The organism is Kitasatospora sp. NEAU-69, from assembly GCF_057158765.1.
Window position 1 is genome coordinate 169,080 of record NZ_JBWXUE010000007.1, and the last position, 26,118, is coordinate 195,197.

The following is a 26,118-nucleotide window of genomic DNA, read 5'->3' on the forward strand; positions in this document are numbered from 1 at the left end:
ACCAGGCCGACTCAGCTGCACTGCAGGCCGGAGGACTGCCAGTTGGAGGCGTCCACCATGCTGGTCGGGGCGAAGGCCTCCTGCGGGAAGTCCTTGCCGTTCTTGAGCTTGTCCACCATGGTCTGGACCGCGAGCGCGCCCACGTCGCTGCCGTTGATGAACAGCGCGGCCTTCATGCCGCTCGGCTTGCCACTGCCCCAGTCCTTGCAGGCCAGGTACGCGCCGAGGCCGACGCCGATCACGTTGTCCGGCGTGATGCCGGCGTTCTGCATCGCGGTGATGCCGCCCTGCACGTTCTCGTCGTTGCAGCCCCAGACGACCCAGTGCTTGACGCTCGGGTTGGCGGTCAGCGTCGCGGCGATCTTGTCCTGTGCACCGGTCGGCGTGTTGTCGGTCGCCACGTCGATGTTCTGCACGGTGGCGCCGGCGGCGCTGTTGAAGGCGTCCTTGGCGGCCTTCACGCGGTCACCGCAGACCGTGACGTCCTGCTGCCAGGCGGAGATGATCCGGGTGTCGGCGGCGTTCCAGCCGGCCTTCTTGAACTCCTCGGCGGCACGCTGGCCGACCTGCTGGCCCATCTGCTGGCCGCTGAAGCCGATCCGCGGCACCAGGTTGGTCTTGTCGCAGTTGGCCGGCGACGGACCGGTCGCGCAGACCTGGTCGTCCGAGGTGAGCAGCGCGACCTTGGCGTCCTTCGCGGTCTGCACGACCTGCGGGCCGACGGCCGGGTCCGGCACGACGATGATCAGGCCGTTGCTCTTCTGCGCGATCGCCGACTGCACGTCGCTGACCGTCTGGTTGGCGTCGTTGCCGAGGTTGACGACGTTCAGGTTGACGCCGAGCTGCGCGGCCTTGGCCTTCGCACCGGCGGCCTCGCCGATGAAGTACTGCTGGTCGCCCTGCTTCTGCAGGTAGGTGATAGAGATCTTCCCGTTGACCGTGGCGACGTCGCCGCCGCCGGCCTTGGTGGTCTGCTGACCGGTGGAACAGGCCGTCAGGCTGAGGGTGACGAGCAGACCGACAGCGGCGGCAGCTGCGGTACGGCGGCGGTGGCGCACGATCATGGTGCGGAGACTCCTTCGGCTCACAATCGATCAGAACCAAACAGGTTCGAACGTGATGAGCCATATGACACCCGCTCTGATCAGCCGCGTCAAGAGCTTTCGCACAGATCCGCACAGGTCGAAACGTAACCGTTGCCGGATTGTGTGGAGACGGAGTGTCAGAGACTGACATGTCCAGGTTTGCGAACGCAACAGGTCCGCAGTGTGGACAGAACGCGGACACGACGCAGCGTCGAGTCGCCGCCCGGCAGAACCGTGATGACGAAGGGATCCGCAGCCCAGTAGCATGGTGGAACAGCGAACATGCGGCCTTGGCGTAATTGGCAGCCGCCCTGGCTTTAGGTGCCAGTGAGGGAAACCTCGTGAGGGTTCGAGTCCCTCAGGCCGCACTAGCCTAAGAAATGAAGGTCCGCCCGGGAAGTACCTCCGGGCGGACCTTCATTGCGTCAGGTGACTTTCCGTCACCCCAGCAACTCCCGTGCCACCTCCGCCAAGCCGCGGAACGCCTGGCCGCGGTGGCTGATCGCGTTCTTCTCCGCCGGCGTCAGTTCGGCGCAGGTGCGGGTCTCGCCGAGGGGCTGGAGGATCGGGTCGTAGCCGAAGCCGCCGTCGCCCGAGGGCGCCGTCCGCAGGGTGCCGAGCAGGCGGCCCTCGACGACGCGTTCGGTGCCGTCCGGGAGGGCCAGGGCGGCGGCGCAGGCGAAGTGGGCGGCGCGGTGGGGGGCGGCGATGTCGCCGAGTTGGGCGAGCAGCAGGTCCAGGTTGGCGCGGTCGTCGCCGTGCTTGCCGGCCCAGCGGGCGGAGAAGATGCCGGGGGCGCCGCCGAGCACGTCCACGCAGAGGCCGGAGTCGTCGGCGACGGCCGGCAGGCCGGTGGCGCGGGCGAGGGCGTGGGCCTTCAGCAGCGCGTTCTCGGCGAAGGTGACGCCGGTCTCGGGGACGTCGGGGATCTCGGGGTAGGCGTCGGCGCCGACGAGTTCGACGTCGAGGCCGGCTGCGCCGAGGATGGCGCGCAGTTCGGTGACCTTGTGCTGGTTGCGGGTGGCGAGGACGAGGCGTCGGGGGGTGCTCATGGCTCCCCAGTATCGCGGATCCCCGTCAGCGCGTCGGTGCGTCAGCCCGCGCAGACCTTGCTCAGGTTGCCGACCGCGTCGCCGAGCGGGCCGAGGTCGGGGACCTGCTTGGCGTTGACCGCCTGCTGCGCCTTGTCGGCCTGCTGCTGCAGGTCGGTGACTGCCTTCGAGACGTTCGTGTTGCCGGCGTTCTTGCCGAGCTTGTCGAGGTCGGTCCGCAGGTTGCCGAGCGCCTTGCCGGCGGCGGCCGGGTCGTTGTTGGAGTTGCTGTACGCGTCGCCCAGCTTGCTGACGTCGGTGCCGACCCGGACCGCGGTGGTGCCGCAGTCCATCGCCTTCTGCGCGGCCGAGCAGCTGACGGCACTGAGCGGGAGGACGATGATCAGCGCGGCCGCGGCGAGCGCGGCGGGGCGAGTGATGCTGTGCGGCATCGGCGTCCTCCGGTGCGGTAAGGCTGTTGCGGGAACCGTACGGGCTGGGCGGGCCGGCTGTACAGCCCGGGTAGGGGAAGACGAGCAACACCCGCCCAGCAGTTCCCTCGCAGTCGAACAGGACGCGGTCGAACGGTCCGTCAGCGCCGGTGCGGCACCGCCCCGCGGTGCCGCACGTCAGCCGGCGTCAGGCGTCGGCAGCCGCCGTCAGCCCTCCAGCACCTTGCGCTGGATCTCGTCGAGCTCGGCGCAGCCCAGCGTGCCGAGGTCGAGCAGCTGGTTGAGCAGGTCCCGGTCGAACGGCGCGCCCTCGGCGGTGCCCTGGACCTCGACGAAGCGGCCGTCCGCGGTGCAGACGATGTTCATGTCGGTCTCGGCGCGCACGTCCTCCTCGTACTGGAGGTCGAGCATCGGGACGCCGTCGATGATGCCGACGCTGACCGCGCTGACGCCGCCGGTGATCGGCTGGCCCTTGGCGCGCAGCAGCTTCTTCTCGCGGGCCCAGGAGACCGCGTCCACCAGCGCGACGTAGGCGCCGGTGATCGCCGCGGTGCGGGTGCCGCCGTCGGCCTGGAGGACGTCGCAGTCGAGCACGATGGTGTTCTCGGCGAGCGCGCGGTGGTCGATCACGGCGCGCAGCGAGCGGCCGATCAGGCGGCTGATCTCATGGGTGCGCCCGCCGATCTTGCCGCGGACCGACTCGCGGTCGCCGCGGGTGTTGGTGGCGCGCGGCAGCATGGAGTACTCGGCGGTGACCCAGCCCTCGCCGCTGCCCTTGCGCCAGCGCGGGACGCCTTCGGTGACACTCGCGGTGCAGAGCACCTTGGTGTCGCCGTAGGAGACGAGGACGGAGCCCTCGGCGTGCTTGCTCCAGCCTCGTTCGATGGTGATCGGGCGGAGCTGGTCGGGCGTGCGGCCGTCGATGCGTGACATAGGGATTGAGCGTAGTCGGTTCCGGCATACCGGACACACCCGCCGGTGCAGGCGCGCGAGCAGCCGACGGCCCGTCATCGAGGGTGGGTACCGGACCTGCGATGACGGGCCGTCGGCGGAGCCTCAGCAGCGGGGCCTCAGGTGCGCGAGGCCCACGCGACGAGGCTCACATCATGTCTTCGATCTCGGCCGCGATCGGGTCGGCGTCGGTGCCGATGACGACCTGGATCGCGGTGCCCATCTTCACCACGCCGTGCGCGCCGGCGGCCTTGAGGGCGGCCTCGTCGATCAGCTCCGGGTTGACGACCTCGGTGCGCAGCCGGGTGATGCAGCCCTCGACCTCTTCGATGTTCTCGATACCGCCGAGACCGGCGACGATCTTCTCAGCCTTGGTGGCCATGGTCTTTCTCCCTCTGTCTCGGCGTTCCGGCTGCCTTGCCGAAGCCGTCCTGCGATGTGGGCACCCGGCGGCGCGGGTGGGGTGACGCGGGCTCAGTCGCCCGCCTCGTGCGCCCGGCGCGACCAGCATCGCCCGGTTCGATCCGTTCCGCCACGTTAATCCACGTTTGGCGCAGCTCCGCGCGCGGGTCGTGGATCTTCCTCCCAGGATGGCGAGGAGTGGGGCTCGCGTCCACGGCGCGCATCGGTGCACCAAGAACTGGTCTACACCACTGAGGACGCACTTCCCAAAACGCGGGCCACCCGACGCACACACCGGCGCAGCGGCGGGAGGGGGCAGGATGAGTTCGGCGAGCGCCGCGCGGTCCGGCCGGGCCGGGGCTGGGACGAAGTGGTGGCAGGGCTTCTACAACGGCCTGCAGAAGATGGGCCGCTCGCTCCAACTGCCGGTCGCGGTCCTGCCGGCAGCCGGCATCCTGAACCGCCTCGGCCAGCCGGACATGTTCGGACCGGACGGCCGGATCGCCGACTGGCCGGACGTCGCCAAGGTGCTCGCGGGCGCCGGCGGCGGGCTGCTGGACTCCTCGCTCGGGCTGCCGCTGCTCTTCTGCGTCGGCGTCGCGATCGGCATGGCCAAGAAGGCGGACGGCTCGACGGCGCTCGCGGCCGTGGCCGGGTTCCTCGTCTACTACAACGTCCTGCACCAGTTCCCGGTGGTGCCGGCGACCACGCCGCCGAGCTACCAGAACCCGGGGGTCTTCGGCGGGATCGTGATGGGCCTGATGACCGCCTGGTTCTGGGTGCGGTTCCACCGGACCAAGCTGGTGGACTGGCTGGGCTTCTTCAACGGCCGCCGGCTGGTGCCGATGCTGATGGCCTTCGTCGGCACCGTCTTCGCGGTGCTCTGCCTCTGGCTCTGGCCGCCGATCGGCAACGGGCTGACCCACTTCAGCAACTGGCTCGCCGGGCTGGGCTCGCTCGGCTCGGGCATCTTCGGCGTGGCGAACCGGGCGCTGCTGGTGGTCGGCCTGCACCAGTTCCTGAACACCTTCATCTTCTTCACCTACGGCAGCTACACCAAGCCGAACGGCCAGGTGGTGACCGGCGACGTCAACCGCTTCCTGGCCGGCGACCCGACGGCCGGCCAGTTCACCTCGGGCTTCTTCCCGGTCATGATGTTCGCGCTGCCCGCCGCCGCGCTGGCCATCGCGCACTGCGCGAAGCCGCACCGGCGCAAGGAGATCATGGGCCTGATGACCTCGGTCGCGCTGACCAGTTTCGTGACCGGCGTCACCGAGCCGATCGAGTACTCGTTCCTCTACGTCGCCCCGCTGCTGTACGTGGCGCACGCGCTGCTGACCGGCGTCTCGATGGCGGTCACCTGGGCGCTCGGGGTGCACGACGGTTTCAGTTTCTCTGCGGGCCTGATCGACTATCTGATCAACTGGAACCTGGCCACCAAGCCCTGGCTGATCATCCCGATCGGCCTCTGCTTCGCGGTCGTCTACTACACGCTCTTCCGAGTGATGATCACCGCGTTCAACCTGACCACGCCGGGCCGCGAGCCCGACGAGGACCACGAGGACGTCACCCGCGGCTAGCGCCCGGCCGGCCCCCGGCTGCCGCTGCCCGCTGTGAAGATCTCCAATCCTCAACAAGGTTTCGATTTCATAGCGCTTCCCACCTGCGGGACCTTCGGGGGTACCGGCTCCTCTCGGGCCGTGCTACAAAACTGGTCTACACCACTAGTGGTGTAGACCAGTTCGCGTATCGGATCCGGACCGCACCCCGCCCGGTACGCCGCACCGTGAGGAACCACCCCATGAGTACGACTGCGAAGGCAGCGCGGCCCGCAGCCCCCACGCCCCCCAGCAAGAAGTTCGGGCAGAGCCTGCTCCAGGGCCTGCAGAAGATGGGCCGCAGCCTCCAGCTGCCCATCGCCGTGCTGCCGGCCGCCGGCCTGCTCGCGCGCCTCGGCCAGGACGACGTGTTCGGCAAGGACGGCCTGGGCTGGGACAAGGTCGCGGCCGTCTTCAACGCCGCCGGCGGCGCGCTGCTGGACAGCAGCACCGGCCTGCCGCTGCTGTTCGCGATCGGCATCGCGATCGGCTTCGCGAAGAAGGCCGACGGCTCGACCGCGCTCGCCGCGCTGGTCGGCTTCATGGTCTACAACAAGGTCCTCACGGCGTTCCCGATCACCGAGGGCCACATCGAGGCCGGCAAGTGGGTCGCGCCGACCTACCAGAACCCGGGCGTGCTCGGCGGCATCGTGATCGGCCTGCTCAGCGCGGTGCTCTGGCAGAAGTTCCACCGCACCAAGCTGGTCGACTGGCTCGGCTTCTTCAACGGCCGCCGGCTGGTCCCGATCATCATGGCCTTCGTCGGCACCGCGGTCGGCGTGCTCTTCGCGCAGTTCTGGGGCCCGGTCGGCACCGCGATCGGCCACCTGAACAACACCCTGATCGGCGCGGGCGCGCTCGGCGCCGGCGCGTTCGGCCTGGTCAACCGCGGTCTGCTGCCGATCGGCATGCACCAGTTCGTCAACTCCTACGCCTGGTTCCAGGCCGGTGACTACACCAAGGCCGACGGCACCGTGGTGCACGGCGACCTGACCCGCTACATGGCGGGCGACCCGAGCGCCGGCCAGTTCATGTCCGGGTTCTTCCCGATCATGATGTTCGCGCTGCCCGCCGCCGCGCTCGCGATCGCGCACTGCGCGAAGCCGGAGCGCCGCAAGGTCGTCACCGGCATGATGATGTCGCTCGCGCTGACCTCGATCGTCACCGGTGTGACCGAGCCGATCGAGTTCGCCTTCGTCTTCATCGCGCCGGTCCTCTTCGTGATCCACGCGGTGCTGACCGCCGTCTCGCTGGCCGTCACCTGGGCGCTGGGCGTGCACCTCGGCTTCACCTTCTCGGCCGGCCTGATCGACCTGGTGCTCGGCTGGAGCCACGGCCACAACCAGTGGATGGTCTTCCCGATCGGCCTGGTCTTCGCGGCGATCTACTACCTGGTGTTCCGCTTCGCGATCACCAAGTTCGACCTCAAGACGCCGGGCCGCGAGTCCGACGAGGAGATCGAGGACCTCACCAAGGCGTGATCCACGCCGCCTGAGAGCCGCTTGAGAGCCCGGAGGGCGCCGACCGCACACGCGGTCGGCGCCCTCCGGGCTTTCGGTCTCGGCCTCGGCCTCAGACCTCGTAGACCGCGCCCGCCTTCGCCAGCTCCACCGGGCCGTCGTAGGCGGCCTCGGCGTCGCGCAGGTTGCGCTCGGGGTCGGTCCACGGGGGGATGTGGGTGAGCACCAGGCGCCGCGCGCCGGCGGCCGCGGCGTGCTCGCCGGCCTCGCGCCCGTTCAGGTGGACCGCCTGGTAGGTCTCCTTGCCGTCCGTGTAGGCGGCCTCGCAGAGGAAGAGGTCGCAGCCCCGGGCCAGCTCCACCAGCTCGGCACTCTCGCCGGTGTCGCCGGAGTACACCAGCGAGCGTCCGCCGTGCTCGATCCGGAACGCGTACGCCTCGACCGGGTGGTTGACCCGCACCGCGGTGACGGCCAGCGGGCCGAGCTTGAAGCTGCCGGGGGTCAGCGTGTGGAAGTCGAAGACCTCGGTCATCCCCGGGCGCTCGGGCATGTCGTACGCGCGGGCCAGCCGGCCGGGCGTGTCCTGCGGGCCGTAGACCGGCAGCAGCTCGGGGCAGCCCTCCTGGCGGTAGTTGCGGGCCACCCAGTACGCGCAGAGGTCGATGCAGTGGTCGGCGTGCAGATGGCTGAGCACGACCGCGTCCACCTCGTACAGCCCGGTGTGGCTCTGCAGCGCGCCGAGCGCGCCGTTGCCGAGGTCAAGCACCAGACGGTAGCCGTCGGCCTCGACCAGGTAGCTGGAGCAGGGCGATTCGGGCGACGGAAAACTCCCCGAGCACCCCACCACAGTCAGTTTCATCCCAGCCCCTCCGCCGGATCCTGGTCTGCGCGCACGCCGGTTACCGCCGGGTCGGACCGGCGAGTAGGGCGCAGCGTTCGCGTGTCGAGAGTAAGGGCGGCCGGGCACTTTGCCCCCGTCCCCGTGCCGCGCTGTGGCTGGAATCACCAGAACGGGGCGGGGCGGGGACAGGAGTGCCAACGGCTGCCCGGCGCGGGCTCGGGGGCGGGCGCCTCAGCGGTGGCCGGGGCGGTCGCGGGCCCAGGCGCGGATGGTCTCGGGGTACCAGCGCGGGCGGCCGTCGGGGTCGGTGAAGTCGGGGTCGGGCAGCAGACCGTGGCGGCGGTAGCTGCGGACGGTGTCGGGCTGGACTCCGATGTGACGGGCGATCTCGGTGTAGGACCACGCTTGGTTGCCGTGCGGGCTCATCTGGTGCCACCTCCACGGGGGACACTGTGTCGACCGGTGATTCGCTGCGTGGTCAGCATTCCGGGTGGCCGGGCGGGGCCGAGTGGCCGACGGGGCCCGTGGTGAATCCGTGACAGAACAGCAGCACCAAACGGACAAATGCTCAACTGTCACAACCGGTACGGTCATCACATGCATCTGTGGCAACTCGTCCTCGTCGGCCTGCTGGCGCTGGTCGCCGCCGTCGCCGCCGCACTGGTCCGCGCCAGGCAGCGGGACGAACGACGGGCGGAGCAGCACCCACCGCGGCTACCGCAGCAGCAACGGCCCCGCCGGCCCCGCCCCGGCTTCCCCGAGCCGCGCGAGATCTGGTGGGCCGAGGTCCCGTTCGAGGACGGCCCGGGGGCCAAGGACCGCCCGTGCCTGGTGCTGCGGGTGGCGCGGGACACCGCGACCGTCGTGAAGATCACCAGCAAGCACCACACCGAACGCCCCGGCGTCTTCGCGCTGCCGCCGGGCGCGGTGGGCGACCGCGAGGGCCGGACCAGCTGGCTGGAGACCGACGAGTTGCGGGAAGTCCGGCTCAGCGACTTCCGGCGCCGGGTCGGACCGGTGGACGCACAGACCTGGGCCCGTACCGAACGTGCGGTACGGGCCCGGTGAAGCGCGCGACTGACTGACCGTCGGATCGGGCCCGTCGAATCGGGCCCGTCGGATCAGGCCCAGAGCTGTCCCTGGAGCAGCTCCACGGCCTCCTCGGTGCTCGCGGCGGTGTAGATCCCGGTGGACAGGTACTTCCAGCCGCCGTCCGGCACCACGAAGACGATGTCCGCCCGCTCGCCGGCCGCCGCGGCCTTGCGGCCGACGCCGATCGCCGCGTGCAGGATCGCGCCGGTCGACACACCGGCGAAGATGCCCTCCTCGGCGAGCAGCTCGCGGGTGCGGCGCACCGAGTCGGCCGAGCCGACGCTGAACCGGGTGGTCAGCACCTCGGCGTCGTACAGCTCGGGGACGAAGCCCTCGTCCAGGTTGCGCAGGCCGTAGACCACGTCGTCGTAGCGCGGCTCGGCGGCCACGATCTGCACGCCCGGGACCTTCTCGCGCAGGTAGCGCCCGACGCCCATCAGCGTGCCGGTGGTGCCCAGTCCGGCGACGAAGTGGGTGACGGTGGGCAGGTCGGCGAGGATCTCCGGACCGGTGCCGGCGTAGTGCGCGCCGGCGTTGTCCGGGTTGCCGTACTGGTAGAGCATCACCCAGTCCGGGTGCTCGGCGGCCAGCTCCTTGGCCACCCGGACCGCCGTGTTGGAGCCGCCGGCGGCCGGCGAGGAGACGATCTGCGCGCCCCACATCCGGAGCAGTTCGCGGCGCTCCTCACTGGTGTTCTCCGGCATCACGCAGACGATCCGGTAGCCCTTGAGCTTGGCCGCCATGGCGAGCGAGATGCCGGTGTTGCCGCTGGTCGGCTCCAGCACGGTGCAGCCGGGCGTCAGCCGGCCGTCCGCCTCCGCCCGCTCGATCATGTGGAGCGCCGGGCGGTCCTTGATCGAGCCGGTCGGGTTGCGGTCCTCCAGCTTGGCCCAGAGCGTCACCAGCCCCTCGGCGTTGCCCGGCACGGCCGCGGAGATCCGCGGCAGCCTGACCAGCGGCGTGTTGCCGACGGCTGCCAGCGGGCTGTCGTAGCGCATCGCCGCTGCGCCTTACTTCGAGCCGCCGGCGACCGCCGGGAGGATGGTGACGCTGTCGCCGTCGCCGAGCTCGGTGGCGATGCCGGCCAGGAAGCGGACGTCCTCGTCGTTCAGGTAGACGTTGACGAACCGGCGCAGCTCGCCGTTGTCCAGCAGGCGGTCGGCGATGCCCGGGTGGCGGACATCGAGGTCGGCGAAGAGCTCCCCGAGGGTGGCGCCGTTGCCATCGACGGCCTTGGCGCCGTCGGTGTAGGTACGGAGGATGGTCGGGATGCGGACCTCGATGGCCATGACTGCGCTCCTGTTGCAGGTGGTGGTGGGGCCGCAAGAGGGCGGCGAGGGTGGGACATGCGGGTGGTGCGTGCGGGTGGGGCAGGGTGCCTGGCGTGCGGAGCGCGGCGGGCGTGCTCGGCACGTTCCACCCGCGCCGCCGACCGGGGCCGGGGCGGACTCGGCGGACGGCTCAGGCGTCGGGACAGATCGCCGCGGCGTGCCGGCACAGGTCGATGTGCAGGCGCGCCACGAGGCGGATGCCCGGGGCCTGGTTGCTCACATCGACGGAACGCATGGGCTCATCGTATAGATTCCCGCCCCGGTTCGGACATGCCCATCTCGCACCTCGGATGGTTTCGTTCCGCCTGATGAGATTCACCGATTCAGCCAGCCGGGGCGGCCGGGGCGTCGAGGACCTCGACGTCCTCCTCCGTGATCACGCCGTCCACGATCCGGAACGAGCGGAACTGGAACGGGTCGTCCGGCCCGGTCCCGTCCGCGGTGGAGACGAGCACGTAGTGCGCGTTCGGCTCGGAGGCGTAGCTGACGTCGGTGCGCGAGGGGTACGCCTCGGTCGCGGTGTGCGAGTGGTAGACGATCACCGGCTCCTCGTCCCGGTCGTCCATCTCGCGGTAGAGCTTGAACAGGTCGGCGGAGTCGAACTCGTAGAACGTGGGCGAGCGGGCCGCGTTCAGCATCGGGATGAACCGCTCGGGCCGTCCGCTGCCGGCCGGCCCGGCGACGACCCCGCAGGCCTCGTCCGGGTGGTCGGCGCGGGCGTGGGCCACGATCGCGTCGTGCAGCTCTCGGGTGATGGTCAGCATGGCGTCAGGATAGCCACGCGGCGGCGCGGCGCCGGGGGCCGTCCACGGTGGTGCCCACCTGCTGGGACAACCCCGGGGCCTGTCCGGCGCTCAGCCGGTCATCGCCTCCAGCAGCGACTCCTGCATCGCGCCGAGCCAGAGGTAGGCCATCACGAGCGGCTTGCGCTCGTCGCTGTCCGGCAGGTCGTAGAGGCCCTGCTCGTCCTCCTCGGTGACCTCCAGCCGCACGCCGAGCGTCAGCCGCAGGTCGTTGAGCGCGCCGAGCCAGCGCGGGCAGTCCTCGGCGGCCGGCCGCAGCACGCCGCCCTGGCCGCCGAGGGTGTCCAGCGCCCGGACCACGAGCAGCGCGTCGTCACGCTTGCGGGTGCGCAGGTCGGGCTCGGTGTAGCGGCGGAACTCGCCGGCGGCGGCCCTGGTCTCCCGGTCGGGGCTCTGCCCGGGCTCGCCGTACGCGTCCGGGAAGAGCCGGCCGAGCGCCGGATCGGCGGGAGCCTCGGTCGGGCCCTCCGCGAAGAGCGCGGCGAGCGGGTCGTCGCTCTCGGCGCCGGGGCCGGGGCCGATCAGCTCCAGCATCTGCACTTCGAGCGAGCGCAGGATCGCGGCCTCCAGCTCCTCCAGCGCGATCGCCGCACCGCCGTCGCCGGTCCGCTCGAACAACCCAGCCATCGTGAAGTAACCGTCCCGGTTCGTGTGGGGGAAAAGAGTTGAGGTCTGGTCGGCTGACGGTCAGTCGTGCTGCAGGGTCGCCCACAGGCCGTACCCGTGCATGGCCTGCACGTCCCGCTCCATCTCCTCGCGGGTCCCGCTGGAGACCACCGCGCGGCCCCGGGTGTGGACGTCCATCATCAGCTTCCGCGCCTTCTCCTTCGGATAGCCGAAGTACGCCTGGAAGACGTAGAGCACGTAGCTCATCAGATTGACCGGATCGTTGTGGACGATCGTCACCCACGGCGTGTCCGGCTCCGCCACCGGGAGGCTCTCGGCCTCGGGGCGTTCGATCTCGGCCGGCGCGACACTCACGGCTGACTCTCCTCGCTAGTGGTCTCCCCTGACCTCCCATGCTGCCATCCGGGGGACCTCGGAGCGATTCCGACCCGGCAGTTGCGCGGGAAATCGTCAAACTGACGTTAAGTGGTAGTAGCATCATCTTCATGGACGCCCAGGCAATCGCGGCGGCAAGCTCCGCCATGCCCACCTCGCCGGCAGCCGGCTCGACCGCGCTGTTCACCGACCGCTATGAGCTGACCATGCTGCAGGCAGCACTGCGCAGCGGAGCGGCGCACCGCCGCTCGGTGTTCGAGGTCTTCACCCGTCGGCTGCCCGACGGTCGCCGCTACGGCGTGCTGGCCGGCACCGGCCGGGTGCTCGACGCGGTGCAGAACTTCCGCTTCACCACCCCCCAGCTCGACTGGCTGGCCGACCAGCGGGTGGTGGACGAGCCCACGCTGCGCTGGCTGGCCGACTACCGCTTCACCGGCGACATCCACGGCTACCCGGAGGGCGAGGTGTACTTCCCCGGCTCGCCGCTGCTGACCGTGGAGGGCAGCTTCGCCGAGGCCGTGATCCTGGAGACGGTGATCCTCTCGATCCTCAACCACGACTCGGCAATCGCCGCCGCAGCCTCCCGGATGACGGCCGCCGCAGGGGAGCGGCCGTGCATCGAGATGGGGGCCCGGCGGGCGCACGAGGGCGCGGCGGTGGCCGCCGCCCGGGCGGCCTACATCGCCGGCTTCGCCGCCACCTCCGACCTGGAGGCCGGCTTCCGGCACGGCATCCCGACCACCGGCACCGCCGCGCACGCCTTCACACTGCTGCACGACAGCGAGAAGGACGCGTTCAGCGCGCAGATCGCCTCGATGGGCACCGGCACCACGCTGCTGGTGGACACCTACGACCTGGCCGAGGCGGTGCGCACCGCGGTCGAGGTGGCCGGTCCCGAGCTCGGCGCGGTGCGGATCGACTCCGGCGACCTGACCATGCTGGCCCACCGGGTCCGCCGCCAGCTGGACGACCTCGGCGCGCACCGGACCCGGATCATCGTCACCTCGGACCTCGACGAGTACGCCATCGCCGCGCTCGCCGCAGCGCCGGTGGACGGCTACGGGGTCGGCACCAGCCTGGTCACCGGCAGCGGCCACTCGACCTGCGCGATGGTCTACAAGCTGGTCGCGCGCGCCGCCTCGGCCTCGCCGGACGCGCCGCTGGTCGCGGTCGCCAAGCGCTCGGCGGGCGCGAAGTCGAGCGTCGGCGGGCGCAAGTGGGCGGCCCGGCGGCCGGACGGCGACGGGGTGGCCGAGGCCGAGGTGGTCGGCACCGGAGCGCTGCCGGCCGAGCTCGCGCCGTACGCGCTGCACGTCCCGCTGGTGCGCGGCGGCGAGGTGATCGGCCGGGAGCCGCTGGCCGCCGCCCGCGAGCGCCACCTACGGGCCCGGGCCGCGCTGCCGCTGTCGGCCACCCAGCTCTCCAAGGGCGAGCCGGTCATCGCCACCGAGCTGCTGCTGGGCTGATCCCGTCACCGGGCCGATCCCGTGATGTCGCCCCTTCCGCCCCACAGCGCCACTCCCTAGAGTGGCCCCACTCCAGTCCGCCTCCTTCCCCACCGATCCATCCCCACCAATCCGTCCCCACCGCTCTCCCTCTGTCCCCACCGACCTCCCCTCCCCCACCGACCGCCAGCGAGGAAGCAAGCCATGCACCGGGCCCTGATCGTCATCGATGTGCAGAACGACTTCTGCGAGGGCGGCAGCCTGCCCGTGGCCGGCGGGGCCGAGGTCGCGGCCGCGATCACCGAGCTGATCGCCGACTCGGGCGCCGAGTACGCGCACATCCTGGCCACCCGGGACCACCACCTGGACCCGGGCGCGCACTTCTCGGCCGAGCCCGACTACGTCGACAGCTGGCCGCCGCACTGCGTGGCCGGCACGGAGGGGGTCGGCTTCCACCCCAACTTCGCGCCCTCGGTGACCTCCGGCGCGATCGAGGCGGTCTTCGACAAGGGCGCGCACGCGGCCGCGTACAGCGGCTTCGAGGGGTTCGACGAGAACGGCAGCACGCTGGCCGCCTGGCTGCGCGAGCGTGCGGTGACGGCGGTGGACCTGGTCGGCATCGCGACCGACCACTGCGTACGGGCCACCGCGCTGGACGCGGTGCGGGAGGGGTTCGCCACCCGGGTGCTGCTCGATCTGACGGCGGGGGTGGCGCCGCAGACCACGGCCGCCGCGCTGGAGCAGCTGCGCGCGGCCGGAGTGGAGCTGACCGGGACGCCGGTCGCGGGCTGACCTGCGCCGGAAGCCGTCCGGGGGCTGTCCGGGGCCGTCCGAGGGCCGTCCGAGGGCCGTCCGTCAGCCCTCGGTCAGCCCTCGGTCAGCTGGAGCTCCACCACGTCCGTACCGCCGGCCAGGAACGCCTCCCGTAGCTCCCCGGCCACCGCCGCAGGCTCGGCGGCCACCCGGTCGGTGGACACGTACACCACCCGCACCCCCAGGTACTCCATCCGGTGCTGCCCGGCCCGCACCCAGGCGGCCTCGCCCTCGCTGACGCAGCGCACCGCCGAGTCCACCTCGACCGCGACCGCCGCCTGCGGCCAGTACAGGTCGGGCACCGCGACGAACGTGCCACCGCGCATCCGCAGCTCGGGCCCTGCCAGCGGAGCCGGCAGCTGCTCGGCCGCCACCAGCTCCAGGATCGAGCCGATCACCGACTCCCGCGCGGCGGCGAGCAGTTCATCGACCGCGGCCCGGATCCGCGGCACCGTCAGCAGTTCCGTCTCGCGCAGCTCGGCGATCAGCTCGGCCGGCGTGCAGCCGGGCCGGCCGCCGGGCACCGCGGCCGCCACCGCCTCGCGCAGCACCGAGCGGAGCAGCCGCGGCCCGAGCACCCCGGTCTCCAGCGCGCCGCTGTCCTCCCACTCGCGCAGCGCGTCCGCGACCGCCCTGGCCACGGGGGCGCAGGCCAGGCCGTGCACCTCGCGCGCCTCCAACTCGCGAGCGGTGCGCTGGATCCGGACGTCCCCGACGTCCCGCAGCCGGCGCTGCCTGGGCACCAGCACCTGCACGTCCGTGACGGCGGGCAGCCGGGGCACCGCGCTGAAGCCGTACAGCGCGAGCGCCGCCGCGCCGGTGATCACCGCACCCTCCCGGCGCCCCTCCTCGCGGCCGTTCTGCGCGGCGTAGAGCAGCGCGGCCCACATCCGCTGCTCGGGCGTCGGTGCGCCGCTCTGCAGCAGGTAGACCCGGGGCAGCAACCGCTGCCAGGGGCCGCCGCGGCGGCAGTGCTCGCTGACCACCCGGGACGGAACTCCCCGGGTGCGCAGCTGACTTGCCGTGATCACGTTCTGCTGGCGGCGGACCAGCTCTTCGAGGGACGGGGCGGGGAGGGGGGTCTGGTAGCTCATGCGACAACCCTCCCCGTTCACCCGGTCGCCGCATTCGTGACCTGACGCACCGTTACATAACCGTGGTCAAATCGGGACGGGCCCGCACTAAAGTCTCCATACCCTCACTCGGATGGAGCAATTGGGATCAACGTACTTGCGGGAACGGTCAGTCACATGCATGTGACATCCGTCATGCCGGAGTGATGACCCGGCCCCCTGCTGCTCCAGGCACCCGACGCGGCAGAATCGTCAGTACCGGCGGGGCGGACAGCGCGAGGCCGGAGTAGCCCGGGGGCGAACGATGAGCACCGACCTGACCAGCGACTTCGACAACCCGCGGCCCGTCCCGGCCGCCGCTCCCGCACCGGCTGCCGCACCGGCTGCCGCACCGGCTGCCGCACCGGCTGCCGCCAGCTTCGCCGAGGCGGCCCAGCAGGCGACCGCGGCGGCCGGCGAGCAGCGCCGGAAGGACTCGCTCGCGGAGCTGCCCGAGAACCTGGACGAACTCAAGCTCCCGGTCTGGTTCTTCGGCTTCGAGGCCGTCTTCGCCGGCGCCTTCGACATCATCAAGGCCTTCCCGGCGATCTGGCCCGCGCTGGTGGTGCTGGCCGCCGTCAACATCGCGCTCTCGCTGACCATGATGCGCAAGCGCCTGAAGCTGGCCCGCGCGCTGTGGCGCGGCAAGGAGACCCGCAAGGTCGCGATCGGCCTGGTCGCCCTGCGACTCGGCAGCCACTTCGCACTCAACGCGGTCGGCGTCCAGGTCACCAGCACCGCCGCACACATCGCCTTCGCCGTGGCGCTCGGCGCGGTCACCGTCGGCCTGCTCGCCTTCAGCCAGCGCACCGCCCTGCGCCACCTGGGCAAGGCCCGCACGGCCGCCGGACTGGACGCCCGCACCGCGGCCTGAGCCGGGCCGGCGCGGCGCCGGCCCGGGACACCGCAGCGTGACCCGGGACCACCGCAGTGTGACCCGGGCCACGCGGTGGGATCACGCCCACCGGGAAACCGACCGCCGGGTATTGCCTACCATCGGTGCATGCCATATGACGAAACATCAGGTCTGAGCGCAGCCCAGCTGCGCCTGGGCCGGCTCCCTGGCTACGTGCGGCGTCCAGACCCGGCCCGCCGGGCCGGTGAGCAGGGGTCGGCGTACAAAAAAGGGTGGGAGGTCCGCTTCACCGCTCGCAGCGAAGCGGAGATAGCGGAGATCCGCGAGCTGGTCGTCGCGGCGGGTTTCGCCCCCGCCCGGCCGTTCTTCAAGGGGCAGCAGCTGATCCAGCCGGTCTACGGCATGGCGGTGGTCCGGGCCTACCTGGAGGCGCGCGAACTGGCCGCATGACCGGGGCGCCTGGCCGGAGCCAGGCCGACTGAGACCGACGGGCGGTCCGGAGGCCGGTAGAGCTCTCCCGGGCCGCCCCCGATGCGTTCCCGCGGCCCTCGATTCCTGGGCCCTCGTCAGACCGCCTGCGGCTGCAGGAACTCCAGCCGGTTGCCCAGCTTGTCGAAGGCGTGGAAGCGGTCGTAACCGGGCAACTCCCCGTCCCACTTCACCTCGTGCCCGGCCGCCTCCAACCGCCCGGCCAACTCGCGCAGCCCGCCCACCAGGATCCCCGGGTGCGCCTTGCGAGCCGGCGTGAACTCCTGCTCCACCCCCAGGTGGATCTCGAACCCGCCGCTGCGGAACCAGCAGCCACCACGCGCCGCGAGCACCGGCGGCTTCTCCAGCTCCGTCATACCGAGGATCTCGCCCCAGAACTCCCGGCAGAGCTGCTCCGACCCCGGCGGGATGGAGATCTGCATGTGATGCAGGCCGACAAAAAGATCGTCAGATGTCGTCATGATCCCGACCCTACCGACCAGTCCGTCGGTTGTCAGCGCCTGACCTGCGCCGACGGTCAGCCCATCCGCCGGGCGCGGCGGACGAGAACGACAACGCCCAGCGTGATCAACACGACCAGCACGCCGGCAGCCCCGTAGAGCCACGGCAGCACACCACTCCCGTCCCCACCCCCCGCAGCCTGCGGCTGCGCCACGGGCACCGGCACCGCCGACTCCGGCGCCCCCTGCGACTCCACCCTGCCGAGCAACGGGTTCTCCCTGGGCCCGTCATCCACCGCCGGATCCGGCGCGAGCGACTTGGACGGAGACGCGATCCCGTAGCCATAACGGTCGTTGGGCGCCTTGCTGCCATCCGGCGGCGCAACGGCAGTCGTGATCATCCGCCGGATCACCTGCCCGGCAGAAAGCCCCGGATACTTCGCCCGAACAAGCGCCGCAATCGCCGAGACGTACGCGGTGGCATCGGAGGTCCCATCAGCAAGCCGGTAATCGGTGCTCGACTGGCTACCGGCGCTGTAGATCCCGACCCCGGGAGCGACGAGCGTGGTCTCCGGGCCGTGATTCGACTTCGCCCACACATTGCCCTGGTCATCGACGGCACCGACGGCGACAACACCGGGAAAGGCAGCGGGGTAGGACACTTCAGACTCGGCGAGGTTGCCGGCGGCAGCGACAAGGACGACATCGCGGGCGATCGCGTAGTTGATGGCTGCACGGTCATCGAGGTTCGTGCGCATGGCTCCACCGAAGGACATGTTGACGACCTTCGCGCCGTGATCCACCGCATAGCGGAGAGCGGTCGGGAACGTACCGTCATCCGGGGCGCCGACCTGCGTCTCATCCCGCAGGTTGACTCGCACTGGAAGGATCTTCGCCTTCGGCGCGAGGCCCATAATGCCTGCGCTCTCGCCATGACCGTGACCTGCGATGAGGCTGGCCATCCCGGTGCCATGACCGGCTTCATCCTTCGAACCGTTGCTCCGACCGCCGGTGAAGTCGGCCCCGGGGAGAACCTGGCCGGTCAGATCTTGGTGATCAGCTCGGACACCCGTGTCGATCACCGCAACGACCACGCCGTCGCCCTGGCTGATCGGCCAGACCTCGTCCTGCGCGTCGTACTTCGTCAAGGCCCACTGCTGATCGCGAGTACCGTCAGCAATCGCCGGCGCAACTGCCGGCGCGGTGAGCAGGACTCCAGTTGCAAGCACGGCGACGCCCCGCATCGGCCAACTGACCACCATGCCGGTCCACTCCGTCCTCCGACGCCTGGAGATTCATTCCACCACGCCAGGGTTGACCGGGCGCCGCGATGCCCAGGTCTCCTCATCCTCAACTAGGTAGTCCGGACGTTTCTCTCTCCGACGCTTCCGTCGCTCCGTCCCTTGGATCTGGCCAGGCGGGTACCCGGGTGCCGCATTCCCTTGGGTACTGCCGAAGTCGGCCTGCGCCTGCGTGCGGCCCCCGAGCCCTGAGCCGCCTTCCGTGAAGCCCTGCTGCAGCGGACGCTCCGAGCTGGTGAACTCCCCTGCTCGGCCGAACACCCCCGCTACCGGGAATGCACCGTCGGAGTCACCGGCTCGCAGCCCGCTTACAGGCGTAATCTCACCAACCGGACGTTGACGAGCTGCGCCGACGCTACTGTCTGATGATGCTGCGGGGGCTGGGCCTGCCCAACCTCTGGGCACCCATGCTGCGCTCGACTCACCAGCCGCGAGAATCCCGTCCCCTGCCTGGATCGCACTGGCCAACTCTCCGATTCCTGGACCTGAGGTAGGAGCCACAGGAATATGAGAACCCGGCAACAAGGACGCTCTGCCAGGCAAGCCCCCCGAAGCAATCGGGTGCGTTGCCGGTGCCGTCGATCCGATCTGCGTGACGCTGTCCAGCCCGGTTCCGTGTCCCGGCATGGCCTGGAGAGCTGAAACCGACGGCGCTGGTGCCGCCGGTGCTCCTGTGACACCAGCCGCCGCTGCGCTCATACCGATCGGCACACGTTTCGGTGTTCGACCAGCCTTGGTTGCGATGCCACCGCTGATCCCTGTCTCCATAGGGACACCAGAGCGCAGCTCAGGCCCCATCGAGGACTGCTTCTTGGAGACAGACGATTCTGCAGACACAAGTGCGGCCGTCGGCGAGGCCTCCGGTGCGCCGCCGAATCCACCGATCGCGCCGAGACCAGCACCGAGGACCAGAGCACCTGCTACCGCAGCTGCTGTCTGATCAGGAGGGGCGGGTTGCGATTCGCCGTACCTTCCAGCCGACGGCGCCCTCAACATCGGCGTAGCCACCCGGTACTTCGCCGCCAGCGTCTCCAGCACCGCCGCCGCCTGCGCCTTCCTCCGGTCCGTCAGCGGCATCTGGGTGCTCGTGTCACCCTCCCCCACCGCGTTCTGCGCGGTGTCCGAGATCGCGTGGCCGAGTTGGTCCCAGAGGCCCGGTTCCTCGGGCATGTCACGTTTGGCCTGGTCGATCGCGTCGGCCATCATCGCGAGGGTGATCGCGGCGTCGTTCGCGTAGGCGGCGGCGTCGTTGACGGCGGTGGCGAGGGTCGTCATCTTCTCGTAGAAGGCGTCGCTGGTGCTGCCCTCCCAGTTGTACGAGGCGTCCCCGGCGGCGGTGTCCAGGGCCGCGCGGATGCCCTTCAGCGTCGCGGCCGCGCGGCGCCAGGGGTCGCTCGCCGACATGACGTCGCCCGAGTTCATCGCCTGCACCATCTTCCGCAGGGCGCTGTGACTGAAGGCGCTGAAGTCCGTGATGTCCGAACTCATGGGCGAACGCCTCCCGTTCTCACCACGCCGCCCGTTCATTACCGGCCGGACTGCTGGGCGCGCCAACGGTCACCGCCGCCGTGCCGACCGACCAGCCGTCCGAGGTGACCTTCAGCTGCTGGACGGTCCGGTGCTCCTGGTCCTCGTAGTTCGCCGCCGTCAGGTCCGCGCGACGCTGGGCCTCGTCGATGGCTTCCTGTAGCGCGTTGAGCACGTCCCGCAGGCCGTCCCGCATCTGGTCGTACTGATCGTGCAGCGCCATCGCCTCCGCGAAGTCCCCGAACGCCCCCTGCGCGATTCCGCTCTTCGTGTGCGCGTTCTCCGGGTTTACCTGTGCCTGGAACTCCGCGAGCAGGCCGCGCACCTGGCCCGCGAACGTACGCAGGTTGTCCACCTCGACCCTGAACCCCGCACCGACGCCCACACCCGCACCCGCCCTGCTCCGCGCTCCCTGGTCGGTCAAGGCTCGGCGCCTCCCCTGCTGTCGCCCGTCCTGTCACCCCGTGCTCCCGGCTCCGCCAACCCTGCCAAGTTTTCGGTACGCCGCCAAGTACCCCTCCCCTGCGGGCTATTCGTCCGATGAACGTCCGATCGCCGCGATCAGCGCGCGGCGGCAGAGGGAGTCGGCGTGCCGGGTGGTCTCCGGGAGGCGGTAGCGGGGTGACAGCGCGAGCACGCAGTCCACCGCCTCCGGCAGCCCGATCCGGTGACCCACCGACACGAAGACCGGCTTCACCCCCGCGCGGGTGCGCAGGGCGCGGCCGACCTCCTCGCCGGTCTGTTCGTCCACCAGTGGGGTGGAGGCGCCGCGCAGGTCGGCCGGGGGCTGGTGGGTGAACGTGAACGGGGTCTTGGCGACGCCGAGTGTGGTCAGGCCGGTGAGGACGCCGAGGTGGCTGGCCAGGCCGAGGCGGCGGGGGTGGGCCAGGCCGTAGCCGTCGCAGACCACCAGGTCGGGGCGGTGCCGCAGGCCGGCCAGGGCGTCCACGACGGCGGGGACTTCGCGGAAGGCGAGCAGTCCGGGGAGGTAGGGGAAGGCGACGGTGCCGACCGCGGTGGACTCCTCGACGACCTCCAGCGTGTCAAGGTCGAGCAGGACCGCGGCTGCGGCGACCAGGTCGCGTTCGTCGTCGTACGCGACGTCCACGCCGGCCACCAGCGCGCCGGCCGACGGTGCGGGGCCGACCGGTTCGACCAGCGGGCGCAGCCGCAGCTGCTCGGCGACCGCCGCCTGCTCGGTGCGCGGCCAGCCGACCCGCTCGACCCCCGGCAGCCAGGACGAGCCGGTTCGCTCGGCCGAATCAGCCGGACCAGCCGGACCAGCCGGACCAGCAGGACGGACGGGTGCGTTCACGTGCTCCCCCAAAACGCTCACGACGGATCTCGCAGGCCACGCTACCGGCCGGCCGCCGCCCCGCCCCCGGTCAGGCGGTGGAGACCACCACCGTCTTGGCCGCCTTGTCGTGGATGCACTGCCGGTACGGCTTGTTGAAGACACCGAAGAACCCGTTGATCACCCACCACAGGCCACAGCAGAGCACCGCGGGCAGCGTGTACACCGCCGCCCGGGTCCAGCCCGCGGAGCTGTTCGGGCTGGTGCCGTCGGCCAGCATCGCGACCCGGACGTGCATCACCTTCTTGCCGAGCGTCTGGCCGTCCCGGGAGAGCATCACGCCCTCGTAGACGAGGTAGAGCGCGTAGTAGAGCCAGACGCCACCGGTCCAGCCGTCCCGGTTGTGCAGGCCGAAGAACGGCACCACGATCAGGAAGGCGACCGCCTGGATGAGCACGTAGTCGATCCCCCGCGCCAGGATCCGGCTCGGCCAGGTGCCGAGTGCCGGCATGCCGGCACTCGGGCCGGGACCGTACGGGGAGCCGGTCGGCGCGCCGAAGCCGGGCGGGCCCTGCTGCCCGGGCGGCGGCCCGCCGTACTGGTCACCGCCGTACGGGTTGCCACCGTACGAGCCGCCGCCGTACGGACTACCGCCGTACGGCGGCGCGCCGGAGGAGTCGGTGTCGTACGGGGAGCCGGGTCGCGGCGACCCGGGCGGCGGGGTGTCCTCGGGCGAGTCCGAGGACGACGAGCTCGACGGCGGCGGTTGCTTGTCGAAGGAGGGCTGGCCGCCTCCCTCCGGCTCGGGGCGTGAGGGGTCGTTGGTGCTCATGCAGCGAGTAGATCACCGCAAATACGGTGATGTGCTGCTGTTTAGTCCATTGTGCGGATATTGCGGACCACCCGGGTGCCGGCCGCCCGGTCCGCCCAGCTGCGCCGCCGGCGGCGGTCGAACAGCACCGCGAAGACGCCGATGACGGTCAGCTCCGACAGCTGTCTGACGAACCATCGGCGCAGCGAGCGGCCGAAGGACGGCGGTGCGCCGCCGTCCACGCGGACCACCCGCAGGCCGGCCAGGCGCTTGCCGAGCGTGCGGCCGGTGCGTGCGGTCGGCAGCACCTCGCAGCAGAGCGCGGCCAGCAGCAGGACGCCGAGCAGCAGCGCCAGCCGGCCGAGCATCGCACCGTCGAGCAACCAGACCTGGACCTCGCGGTGGGTGGCGCGGCTGGCCGCCTGCGCGGCGGCGAGCCGCTGCTGGACGTGGGCGGTGACGCCGGGCAGCAACGGAAGGACCACGGCGGCCGCGACGCCGGCGAGCACCACGCTGTCCACCAGCCGCGCGAGCAGCCGCCGCCCGTGACCGGCCGGACGCAGCGCGGCGGCAGCCGCGGCGGCAGCCGAGCGCCGCCGCGGGGCGGGGACGACGTCGGTGGCGGGCGTCGCCGCCGGTACGCGCGCGGGGGCGACGGCGGCCCCGGGCCGCGCCGCCCGAGCCCGACCGGGCGCGCCGGCGGCGGCCGGCCTCGGCTGCGCCCCAGCCGACGCGGGGGTCAGGCCGGCGCCGGACGCACGCGCGGGTACCGGGGCAGCCGACTGCGCGGTCACCGGACTCACCTCAGCCGCTGCTTCCGCCCCCGCCCCATCAGTCGCAGAAGTCGGCCCGGCCGACTTCCGGTCAGCCCCTCCAGCCACATCAGCACCAGCGGCTCCCGCCACCCCAGTCCCCCCGGTGCCCCCCGCACCCCGAGAAGTCGGCCCCGCCGACTTCCCCTCAACCACCCCGCCAGCCCCAGCCCCCCGTGCACCCCCAGAAGTCAGCCCCGCCGACTTCCCCTCAGCCACCCCAGCAGCCCCATCACCCCACGCACCCTGGGAAGTCGGCCGCACCGACTTCCCCTCAGCTGCCCCCGCAGCCCCAGCCCCCCACGCACCCTCAGAAGTCGGCCCCGCCGACTTCCCCCCAGCAGCTCCCGCTCCCTCGGCCGCGCGCGCCTCCTCGCCCAGCACGCCCCATGACACCCAGCGCGGCGCGTTGCCCGTCTCCATCAGCCCGCGCTGCGCCTGCGGGTCCGCGTGCCAGCCGGAGTCCGCGACCTCGGGCGCCATGGTGAAGACCGCGCCCGCCCCCGTCTCGTCCAGGAACACCGGCCCCGTCTCCGGATCGGCATCCGCCACCGCGCCCACCCCCGCACCAGCCCCCACCCCCGCACCCGCAGCCGCCGGCCCGGCCGCCACCACCGGCGGCGGGATGTACCGCGCGCCCGGTCGCGGCACCGCCTGCGCGGCGAAGCGCGGCGCGGCCAGCACCTCGCCGTCGGCCGGAGCCTGGCGGCTGGTGCCGGGCACCCAGCTGCTGCCGTTCCAGTAGCGGACGAAGCCCGGCACCGACGGGTCCGGGTAGTAGCCCGGTTCGGGCACGGGGGCAACGTCCACGCTGGCGACCAACGGCTGGTCCGACATGCAGATCCACTCTCCTGGGGGCCTCCGGCGGGGCGCACGCCACGTCGCCAGGCAGTCACAAAGGGTAGTACCTTCCGGCGTGGCGCGGTGGAAGTTGCCGATTCACGGGACGCCCGGACCCCAGGAGCGCTTGGCTGTCCGTCGACGACTGCCCGCGCGCCGCGTCCGCGCCCGGCGTACGGCCGAGGCCGCGCGCCCCGCCCGGCGCCGTTCACGCACGTGACCTGCGGCACATTCCGCAATCGATCCCCGAAACGTGTGTAAGAGCAGTGCGACAGCGCGCTCTCTTCGGGTGACCCGGCCTCACCACAGGCCCGAGCCCGAATCGAGAGGAACCGATCATGGACCGTCAGCTGAGCGTGGTGGAGCACGAGCTGGAGCTCCACCTGGTGCTCTCCCCCGAGCGCAGCGTGCCCGTCCCGGCCCGGCTCTCCTACGGGAGCCACGACCCGTTCGCCGTGCGGATCACCTTCCACCTGGACACCGGTTCGCCGGTGACCTGGGTGTTCTCCCGCGAGCTGCTGGTCGAGGGGACGTTCCGGCCGTGCGGCCAGGGCGACGTGCGGATCTGGCCGACCGGCAGCGGGCGGCACGCCGTGCTCTGCCTGGCGCTCACCTCGCCGGGCGGCGACGCGCTGCTGGAGGCGTCACTGCCGGCCGTGGCGGCCTGGCTGGAGGAGGCGCACCGGCTGGTGCCGCCGGGCGGCGAGCTGAGCGTGCTCGACCTGGACGGCTCGCTCGCCGAGCTGCTGGCCTGACCGCAAGCACCAGGGCGAGCACCACCGCGGGCACCGCCACCAGTAGAGCCGCGGGCAGAGCCGTCAGCGCGCCGCGGGGGTGCGCTGGGGCTGCTCGGCCGGGACCGCCGCCCGCTGGCCCGGCAGGCTCAGCAGCGGCTGACCGGCCGCCCGGCGCCGGTTGCGGACCCGCAGCGCGGCCACGACCAGGAAGCAGAAGCCGATCCACGGGTACATCCCCGCGGGCAGCTGCTTGAACGGACCCATCTGCAGGTTGGTCAGGCCCTTGTGCGGGACCAGCCACATGGAGAAGGAGCAGAAGCCGACCACGGTCAGCCAGAAGATCGTCCGCCAGCGCCTGTGCCCAGGCAGTCCAGGCAGTCCGGGCTGGCCAGGCAACCCGGGCAGCGCCTTGGCCCGCTCCTGCGCGACCTCGGCCGCCAGCAGGATCAGGATCGGCACGCACCAGACCCAGTGGTGCGTCCAGCTGATCGGCGAGATCAGCAGCGCGGTGACGGCGGCGACGCAGACGCCCCAGGCCTCCGCGCGCGGCAGCCAGCGCCCGCTGCGGTACGTCCAGGCGGCCACCGCCAGGCCGCCGACCGCGATCAGCCCGGCCGCCAGCGTCGCGGCGGTGCCGGGATCGGCCTGGTGCAGGAACCGGGCGGCGACGCCACGCAGCGACTGGTTGTCGACGATGTAGGTCTTGCCGACCCGGGAGGAGTCGTACAGGTACTTGGTCCAGAAGCCCCAGGTCGCGCTCGGCAGCACGGCGGCGCCGATCGCGAAGGTGGCCAGGAACGTGAAGCCGGCGACCATCGCCGCCCGGATCCGGCCGGTGACCAGCAGGTAGACGGCGAAGAAGCCGGGGGTGAGCTTCATCCCGGCCGCGATGCCGATCCCGATGCCCTTCCACTTGCGGCTGTCCGGCGTGGTGAGGTCCCAGAGCACCAGGCAGACCAGGATCAGGTTGATCTGCCCGTACCGCAGCGTCGTGAAGACCGGCTCGAGCCAGACGCCGAGCCCGGCCACCAGCACCACGCCGACCGGCCGCAGGTCCCGCCGCGGCCAGCCGACCAGCCGGAACGAGAGCAGCGCGGTCAGCCCGAGCAGCCCGATGTTGCCGAGCGTGATCGCCACCCGCAGGAAGCCCACCGAGAACCAGGTGGTCGGCACGAAGAGCATCGCCGCGAACGGCGGGTAGGTCGCGGGCAGGTTCCACTGGGTGACCCGCAGCGCGTACAGGTCGTGCCCGTTCGCGACGGCCGCGCCCTCGGCCCGGTAGACGATCATGTCGACCATCGAGGTGCCGATGAAGTGCCGCACCACCGCGTACGCCAGCAGTGAGACGAACGCCACCAGGCCGGCCTTGCGCAGTTCGCGGCGGGGCGCCTCGCGCAGCGCCCGTATCGGAGCGGTGACGTGCTGTCGCCAGGCCGGGCCGGGCGAGGTGGCGGGGCCTGGGGCGGCAACCGCCGTCCGCTGGTCCTGTTGCACCGCTGTCACTGCCCGCTCCATCCGCCGGTCGGTCGACCAGCTCTCGACCATACCTGGTACCACGCGACCCGCTACCCGGGCGAACGCGGGCCGCGTGGG

Annotated in this window: 31 protein-coding genes, 1 tRNA gene and 1 pseudogene; 10 read left to right on the forward strand and 23 right to left on the reverse strand. The window is 71.5% G+C overall.

Translation table 11 applies throughout. The features are described from left to right. Positions 1 to 11: 11 nt before the first annotated feature. Positions 12 to 1,064 (reverse strand): substrate-binding domain-containing protein, encoded by a 1,053-nt coding sequence (locus tag AC060L_RS10805; RefSeq protein ID WP_483798415.1) that lies wholly within the window; start codon positions 1,062 to 1,064, stop codon positions 12 to 14. Positions 1,065 to 1,369: 305 nt separating this feature from the next. Between AC060L_RS10805 and AC060L_RS10810 the strand changes: the two genes are divergently transcribed. Then, positions 1,370 to 1,453: transfer RNA gene (locus AC060L_RS10810), tRNA-Leu, on the forward strand. A gap of 72 nt (positions 1,454 to 1,525) precedes the next feature. Here AC060L_RS10810 and rdgB read toward each other — a convergent pair. From rdgB to AC060L_RS10830, 4 genes are all read right to left on the reverse strand, one after another. Beyond that, positions 1,526 to 2,137: an RdgB/HAM1 family non-canonical purine NTP pyrophosphatase gene (gene rdgB / locus AC060L_RS10815; protein WP_483798416.1), complete on the reverse strand. Its 612-nt coding sequence runs from the start codon at positions 2,135 to 2,137 to the stop codon at positions 1,526 to 1,528. Positions 2,138 to 2,178: 41 nt separating this feature from the next. After that, entirely contained in the window at positions 2,179 to 2,568 is a 390-nt protein-coding gene (locus tag AC060L_RS10820; RefSeq protein WP_483798417.1) for a hypothetical protein, read from the reverse strand. Between the two features lie 207 nt (positions 2,569 to 2,775). Next, positions 2,776 to 3,501, reverse strand: coding sequence for a ribonuclease PH (rph, locus tag AC060L_RS10825; protein ID WP_483798418.1), 726 nt, complete (start codon positions 3,499 to 3,501; stop codon positions 2,776 to 2,778). Between the two features lie 166 nt (positions 3,502 to 3,667). After that, on the reverse strand, positions 3,668 to 3,901 hold the full coding sequence (locus AC060L_RS10830; protein WP_483798419.1) for a PTS sugar transporter subunit IIB: 234 nt from the start codon (positions 3,899 to 3,901) through the stop codon (positions 3,668 to 3,670). Positions 3,902 to 4,241: 340 nt separating this feature from the next. Here AC060L_RS10830 and AC060L_RS10835 point away from each other — a divergent pair, with 340 nt between their 5' ends. After that, positions 4,242 to 5,501, forward strand: a complete 1,260-nt coding sequence (locus tag AC060L_RS10835; RefSeq protein WP_483798420.1) for a PTS transporter subunit EIIC — start codon at positions 4,242 to 4,244, stop codon at positions 5,499 to 5,501. 221 nt (positions 5,502 to 5,722) lie between these two features. Then, complete coding sequence (locus AC060L_RS10840) at positions 5,723 to 7,000, forward strand: PTS transporter subunit EIIC (RefSeq protein ID WP_483798421.1); 1,278 nt, start codon at positions 5,723 to 5,725, stop codon at positions 6,998 to 7,000. A 91-nt stretch (positions 7,001 to 7,091) separates the two neighbouring features. Here the strand turns inward: AC060L_RS10840 and AC060L_RS10845 are convergent, their stop codons facing one another. Continuing rightward, complete coding sequence (locus AC060L_RS10845) at positions 7,092 to 7,838, reverse strand: MBL fold metallo-hydrolase (RefSeq protein WP_483798422.1); 747 nt, start codon at positions 7,836 to 7,838, stop codon at positions 7,092 to 7,094. Positions 7,839 to 8,051: 213 nt separating this feature from the next. Further along, positions 8,052 to 8,246, reverse strand: coding sequence for a MerR family transcriptional regulator (locus AC060L_RS10850; protein WP_483798423.1), 195 nt, complete (start codon positions 8,244 to 8,246; stop codon positions 8,052 to 8,054). A 171-nt stretch (positions 8,247 to 8,417) separates the two neighbouring features. Here AC060L_RS10850 and AC060L_RS10855 point away from each other — a divergent pair, with 171 nt between their 5' ends. Beyond that, complete coding sequence (locus AC060L_RS10855; protein ID WP_483798424.1) at positions 8,418 to 8,888, forward strand: type II toxin-antitoxin system PemK/MazF family toxin; 471 nt, start codon at positions 8,418 to 8,420, stop codon at positions 8,886 to 8,888. A gap of 53 nt (positions 8,889 to 8,941) precedes the next feature. Here the strand turns inward: AC060L_RS10855 and AC060L_RS10860 are convergent, their stop codons facing one another. The 6 genes from AC060L_RS10860 to clpS form a co-directional block, all read right to left on the reverse strand. Beyond that, positions 8,942 to 9,910, reverse strand: a complete 969-nt coding sequence (locus AC060L_RS10860; RefSeq protein ID WP_483798425.1) for a PLP-dependent cysteine synthase family protein — start codon at positions 9,908 to 9,910, stop codon at positions 8,942 to 8,944. A gap of 12 nt (positions 9,911 to 9,922) precedes the next feature. Continuing rightward, complete coding sequence (locus AC060L_RS10865; RefSeq protein ID WP_483798426.1) at positions 9,923 to 10,201, reverse strand: MoaD/ThiS family protein; 279 nt, start codon at positions 10,199 to 10,201, stop codon at positions 9,923 to 9,925. 172 nt (positions 10,202 to 10,373) lie between these two features. Beyond that, on the reverse strand, positions 10,374 to 10,478 hold the full coding sequence (locus tag AC060L_RS10870; RefSeq protein ID WP_324606693.1) for a putative leader peptide: 105 nt from the start codon (positions 10,476 to 10,478) through the stop codon (positions 10,374 to 10,376). 88 nt (positions 10,479 to 10,566) lie between these two features. Continuing rightward, positions 10,567 to 11,007, reverse strand: coding sequence for a M67 family metallopeptidase (locus AC060L_RS10875; RefSeq protein WP_483798427.1), 441 nt, complete (start codon positions 11,005 to 11,007; stop codon positions 10,567 to 10,569). 90 nt (positions 11,008 to 11,097) lie between these two features. Further along, complete coding sequence (locus AC060L_RS10880) at positions 11,098 to 11,673, reverse strand: DUF2017 domain-containing protein (RefSeq protein ID WP_483798428.1); 576 nt, start codon at positions 11,671 to 11,673, stop codon at positions 11,098 to 11,100. A gap of 60 nt (positions 11,674 to 11,733) precedes the next feature. Then, entirely contained in the window at positions 11,734 to 12,027 is a 294-nt protein-coding gene (gene clpS / locus AC060L_RS10885; protein WP_035848862.1) for an ATP-dependent Clp protease adapter ClpS, read from the reverse strand. A 131-nt stretch (positions 12,028 to 12,158) separates the two neighbouring features. On the opposite strand from clpS, the gene AC060L_RS10890 reads away from it, so the two are divergent. Next, positions 12,159 to 13,514, forward strand: coding sequence for a nicotinate phosphoribosyltransferase (locus AC060L_RS10890; RefSeq protein WP_483798429.1), 1,356 nt, complete (start codon positions 12,159 to 12,161; stop codon positions 13,512 to 13,514). Positions 13,515 to 13,697: 183 nt separating this feature from the next. Next, on the forward strand, positions 13,698 to 14,285 hold the full coding sequence (locus AC060L_RS10895) for an isochorismatase family protein (RefSeq protein ID WP_483798430.1): 588 nt from the start codon (positions 13,698 to 13,700) through the stop codon (positions 14,283 to 14,285). A gap of 74 nt (positions 14,286 to 14,359) precedes the next feature. Here the strand turns inward: AC060L_RS10895 and AC060L_RS10900 are convergent, their stop codons facing one another. Further along, positions 14,360 to 15,400, reverse strand: a complete 1,041-nt coding sequence (locus tag AC060L_RS10900) for a hypothetical protein (RefSeq protein WP_483798431.1) — start codon at positions 15,398 to 15,400, stop codon at positions 14,360 to 14,362. A gap of 283 nt (positions 15,401 to 15,683) precedes the next feature. Between AC060L_RS10900 and AC060L_RS10905 the strand changes: the two genes are divergently transcribed. Beyond that, positions 15,684 to 16,292 (forward strand): hypothetical protein, encoded by a 609-nt coding sequence (locus tag AC060L_RS10905; protein ID WP_483798432.1) that lies wholly within the window; start codon positions 15,684 to 15,686, stop codon positions 16,290 to 16,292. Between the two features lie 129 nt (positions 16,293 to 16,421). After that, positions 16,422 to 16,724 (forward strand): hypothetical protein, encoded by a 303-nt coding sequence (locus AC060L_RS10910; protein ID WP_483798433.1) that lies wholly within the window; start codon positions 16,422 to 16,424, stop codon positions 16,722 to 16,724. Positions 16,725 to 16,840: 116 nt separating this feature from the next. Here AC060L_RS10910 and AC060L_RS10915 read toward each other — a convergent pair whose 3' ends face one another. The 7 genes from AC060L_RS10915 to AC060L_RS10945 all read right to left on the reverse strand — a co-directional run bounded on the left by AC060L_RS10915 (position 16,841) and on the right by AC060L_RS10945 (position 22,930). Continuing rightward, positions 16,841 to 17,224: a VOC family protein gene (locus tag AC060L_RS10915; protein WP_483798434.1), complete on the reverse strand. Its 384-nt coding sequence runs from the start codon at positions 17,222 to 17,224 to the stop codon at positions 16,841 to 16,843. Positions 17,225 to 17,280: 56 nt separating this feature from the next. Beyond that, positions 17,281 to 18,465, reverse strand: a complete 1,185-nt coding sequence (mycP, locus tag AC060L_RS10920; RefSeq protein WP_483798435.1) for a type VII secretion-associated serine protease mycosin — start codon at positions 18,463 to 18,465, stop codon at positions 17,281 to 17,283. A 33-nt stretch (positions 18,466 to 18,498) separates the two neighbouring features. Further along, entirely contained in the window at positions 18,499 to 19,992 is a 1,494-nt protein-coding gene (locus AC060L_RS10925) for a DNA polymerase III subunit gamma/tau domain-containing protein (RefSeq protein WP_483798436.1), read from the reverse strand. 19 nt (positions 19,993 to 20,011) lie between these two features. Next, entirely contained in the window at positions 20,012 to 20,455 is a 444-nt protein-coding gene (locus AC060L_RS10930) for a hypothetical protein (protein WP_483798437.1), read from the reverse strand. Between the two features lie 105 nt (positions 20,456 to 20,560). Next, positions 20,561 to 21,265 carry an endonuclease V gene (locus AC060L_RS10935; RefSeq protein ID WP_483798501.1) on the reverse strand — a complete coding sequence of 235 codons (705 nt, stop codon included), beginning with the start codon at positions 21,263 to 21,265 and terminating at the stop codon, positions 20,561 to 20,563. 151 nt (positions 21,266 to 21,416) lie between these two features. Beyond that, positions 21,417 to 22,157 carry an RDD family protein gene (locus AC060L_RS10940; protein ID WP_483798438.1) on the reverse strand — a complete coding sequence of 247 codons (741 nt, stop codon included), beginning with the start codon at positions 22,155 to 22,157 and terminating at the stop codon, positions 21,417 to 21,419. Between the two features lie 41 nt (positions 22,158 to 22,198). Further along, positions 22,199 to 22,930 (reverse strand): RDD family protein, encoded by a 732-nt coding sequence (locus AC060L_RS10945; RefSeq protein WP_483798502.1) that lies wholly within the window; start codon positions 22,928 to 22,930, stop codon positions 22,199 to 22,201. Between the two features lie 499 nt (positions 22,931 to 23,429). On the opposite strand from AC060L_RS10945, the gene AC060L_RS10950 reads away from it, so the two are divergent. Further along, the gene (locus AC060L_RS10950) at positions 23,430 to 23,693 is read left to right on the forward strand and encodes a hypothetical protein (RefSeq protein ID WP_483798509.1); all 264 of its coding nucleotides are present in this window, start codon (positions 23,430 to 23,432) and stop codon (positions 23,691 to 23,693) included. Here the strand turns inward: AC060L_RS10950 and AC060L_RS10955 are convergent. Continuing rightward, positions 23,684 to 23,785 (reverse strand): annotated as a pseudogene (locus AC060L_RS10955) (DUF2510 domain-containing protein); the annotation flags it as partial. The gene AC060L_RS10950 and the pseudogene AC060L_RS10955 sit on opposite strands and share 10 nt — an antisense overlap. 341 nt (positions 23,786 to 24,126) lie before the next feature. Between AC060L_RS10955 and AC060L_RS10960 the strand changes: the two are divergent. After that, positions 24,127 to 24,543: an SsgA family sporulation/cell division regulator gene (locus tag AC060L_RS10960; protein WP_483798439.1), complete on the forward strand. Its 417-nt coding sequence runs from the start codon at positions 24,127 to 24,129 to the stop codon at positions 24,541 to 24,543. Between the two features lie 63 nt (positions 24,544 to 24,606). On the opposite strand, the gene AC060L_RS10965 is transcribed toward AC060L_RS10960, so the two are convergent. Then, positions 24,607 to 26,028, reverse strand: a complete 1,422-nt coding sequence (locus tag AC060L_RS10965; protein ID WP_483798440.1) for a glycosyltransferase 87 family protein — start codon at positions 26,026 to 26,028, stop codon at positions 24,607 to 24,609. Positions 26,029 to 26,118 lie beyond the last annotated feature (90 nt).

Coding starts and splice junctions, on each gene's coding strand:
- rph (WP_483798418.1), bottom strand. CDS start 3,501: ATGTCACGCATCGACGGCCGCACGCCCGACCAGCTCCGCCCGATCACC.
- AC060L_RS10820 (WP_483798417.1), bottom strand. CDS start 2,568: ATGCCGCACAGCATCACTCGCCCCGCCGCGCTCGCCGCGGCCGCGCTG.
- rdgB (WP_483798416.1), bottom strand. CDS start 2,137: ATGAGCACCCCCCGACGCCTCGTCCTCGCCACCCGCAACCAGCACAAG.
- AC060L_RS10900 (WP_483798431.1), bottom strand. CDS start 15,400: ATGAGCTACCAGACCCCCCTCCCCGCCCCGTCCCTCGAAGAGCTGGTC.
- AC060L_RS10905 (WP_483798432.1), top strand. CDS start 15,684: ATGAGCACCGACCTGACCAGCGACTTCGACAACCCGCGGCCCGTCCCG.
- AC060L_RS10895 (WP_483798430.1), top strand. CDS start 13,698: ATGCACCGGGCCCTGATCGTCATCGATGTGCAGAACGACTTCTGCGAG.
- AC060L_RS10890 (WP_483798429.1), top strand. CDS start 12,159: ATGGACGCCCAGGCAATCGCGGCGGCAAGCTCCGCCATGCCCACCTCG.
- AC060L_RS10805 (WP_483798415.1), bottom strand. CDS start 1,064: ATGATCGTGCGCCACCGCCGCCGTACCGCAGCTGCCGCCGCTGTCGGT.
- AC060L_RS10960 (WP_483798439.1), top strand. CDS start 24,127: ATGGACCGTCAGCTGAGCGTGGTGGAGCACGAGCTGGAGCTCCACCTG.
- AC060L_RS10845 (WP_483798422.1), bottom strand. CDS start 7,838: ATGAAACTGACTGTGGTGGGGTGCTCGGGGAGTTTTCCGTCGCCCGAA.
- AC060L_RS10925 (WP_483798436.1), bottom strand. CDS start 19,992: ATGAGTTCGGACATCACGGACTTCAGCGCCTTCAGTCACAGCGCCCTG.
- AC060L_RS10940 (WP_483798438.1), bottom strand. CDS start 22,157: ATGAGCACCAACGACCCCTCACGCCCCGAGCCGGAGGGAGGCGGCCAG.
- AC060L_RS10860 (WP_483798425.1), bottom strand. CDS start 9,910: ATGCGCTACGACAGCCCGCTGGCAGCCGTCGGCAACACGCCGCTGGTC.
- AC060L_RS10875 (WP_483798427.1), bottom strand. CDS start 11,007: ATGCTGACCATCACCCGAGAGCTGCACGACGCGATCGTGGCCCACGCC.
- AC060L_RS10835 (WP_483798420.1), top strand. CDS start 4,242: ATGAGTTCGGCGAGCGCCGCGCGGTCCGGCCGGGCCGGGGCTGGGACG.
- AC060L_RS10840 (WP_483798421.1), top strand. CDS start 5,723: ATGAGTACGACTGCGAAGGCAGCGCGGCCCGCAGCCCCCACGCCCCCC.
- AC060L_RS10850 (WP_483798423.1), bottom strand. CDS start 8,246: ATGAGCCCGCACGGCAACCAAGCGTGGTCCTACACCGAGATCGCCCGT.
- AC060L_RS10950 (WP_483798509.1), top strand. CDS start 23,430: ATGGTGAAGACCGCGCCCGCCCCCGTCTCGTCCAGGAACACCGGCCCC.
- AC060L_RS10865 (WP_483798426.1), bottom strand. CDS start 10,201: ATGGCCATCGAGGTCCGCATCCCGACCATCCTCCGTACCTACACCGAC.
- AC060L_RS10915 (WP_483798434.1), bottom strand. CDS start 17,224: ATGACGACATCTGACGATCTTTTTGTCGGCCTGCATCACATGCAGATC.
- AC060L_RS10880 (WP_483798428.1), bottom strand. CDS start 11,673: ATGGCTGGGTTGTTCGAGCGGACCGGCGACGGCGGTGCGGCGATCGCG.
- AC060L_RS10910 (WP_483798433.1), top strand. CDS start 16,422: ATGCCATATGACGAAACATCAGGTCTGAGCGCAGCCCAGCTGCGCCTG.
- AC060L_RS10830 (WP_483798419.1), bottom strand. CDS start 3,901: ATGGCCACCAAGGCTGAGAAGATCGTCGCCGGTCTCGGCGGTATCGAG.
- AC060L_RS10870 (WP_324606693.1), bottom strand. CDS start 10,478: ATGCGTTCCGTCGATGTGAGCAACCAGGCCCCGGGCATCCGCCTCGTG.
- AC060L_RS10855 (WP_483798424.1), top strand. CDS start 8,418: ATGCATCTGTGGCAACTCGTCCTCGTCGGCCTGCTGGCGCTGGTCGCC.
- mycP (WP_483798435.1), bottom strand. CDS start 18,465: ATGGTGGTCAGTTGGCCGATGCGGGGCGTCGCCGTGCTTGCAACTGGA.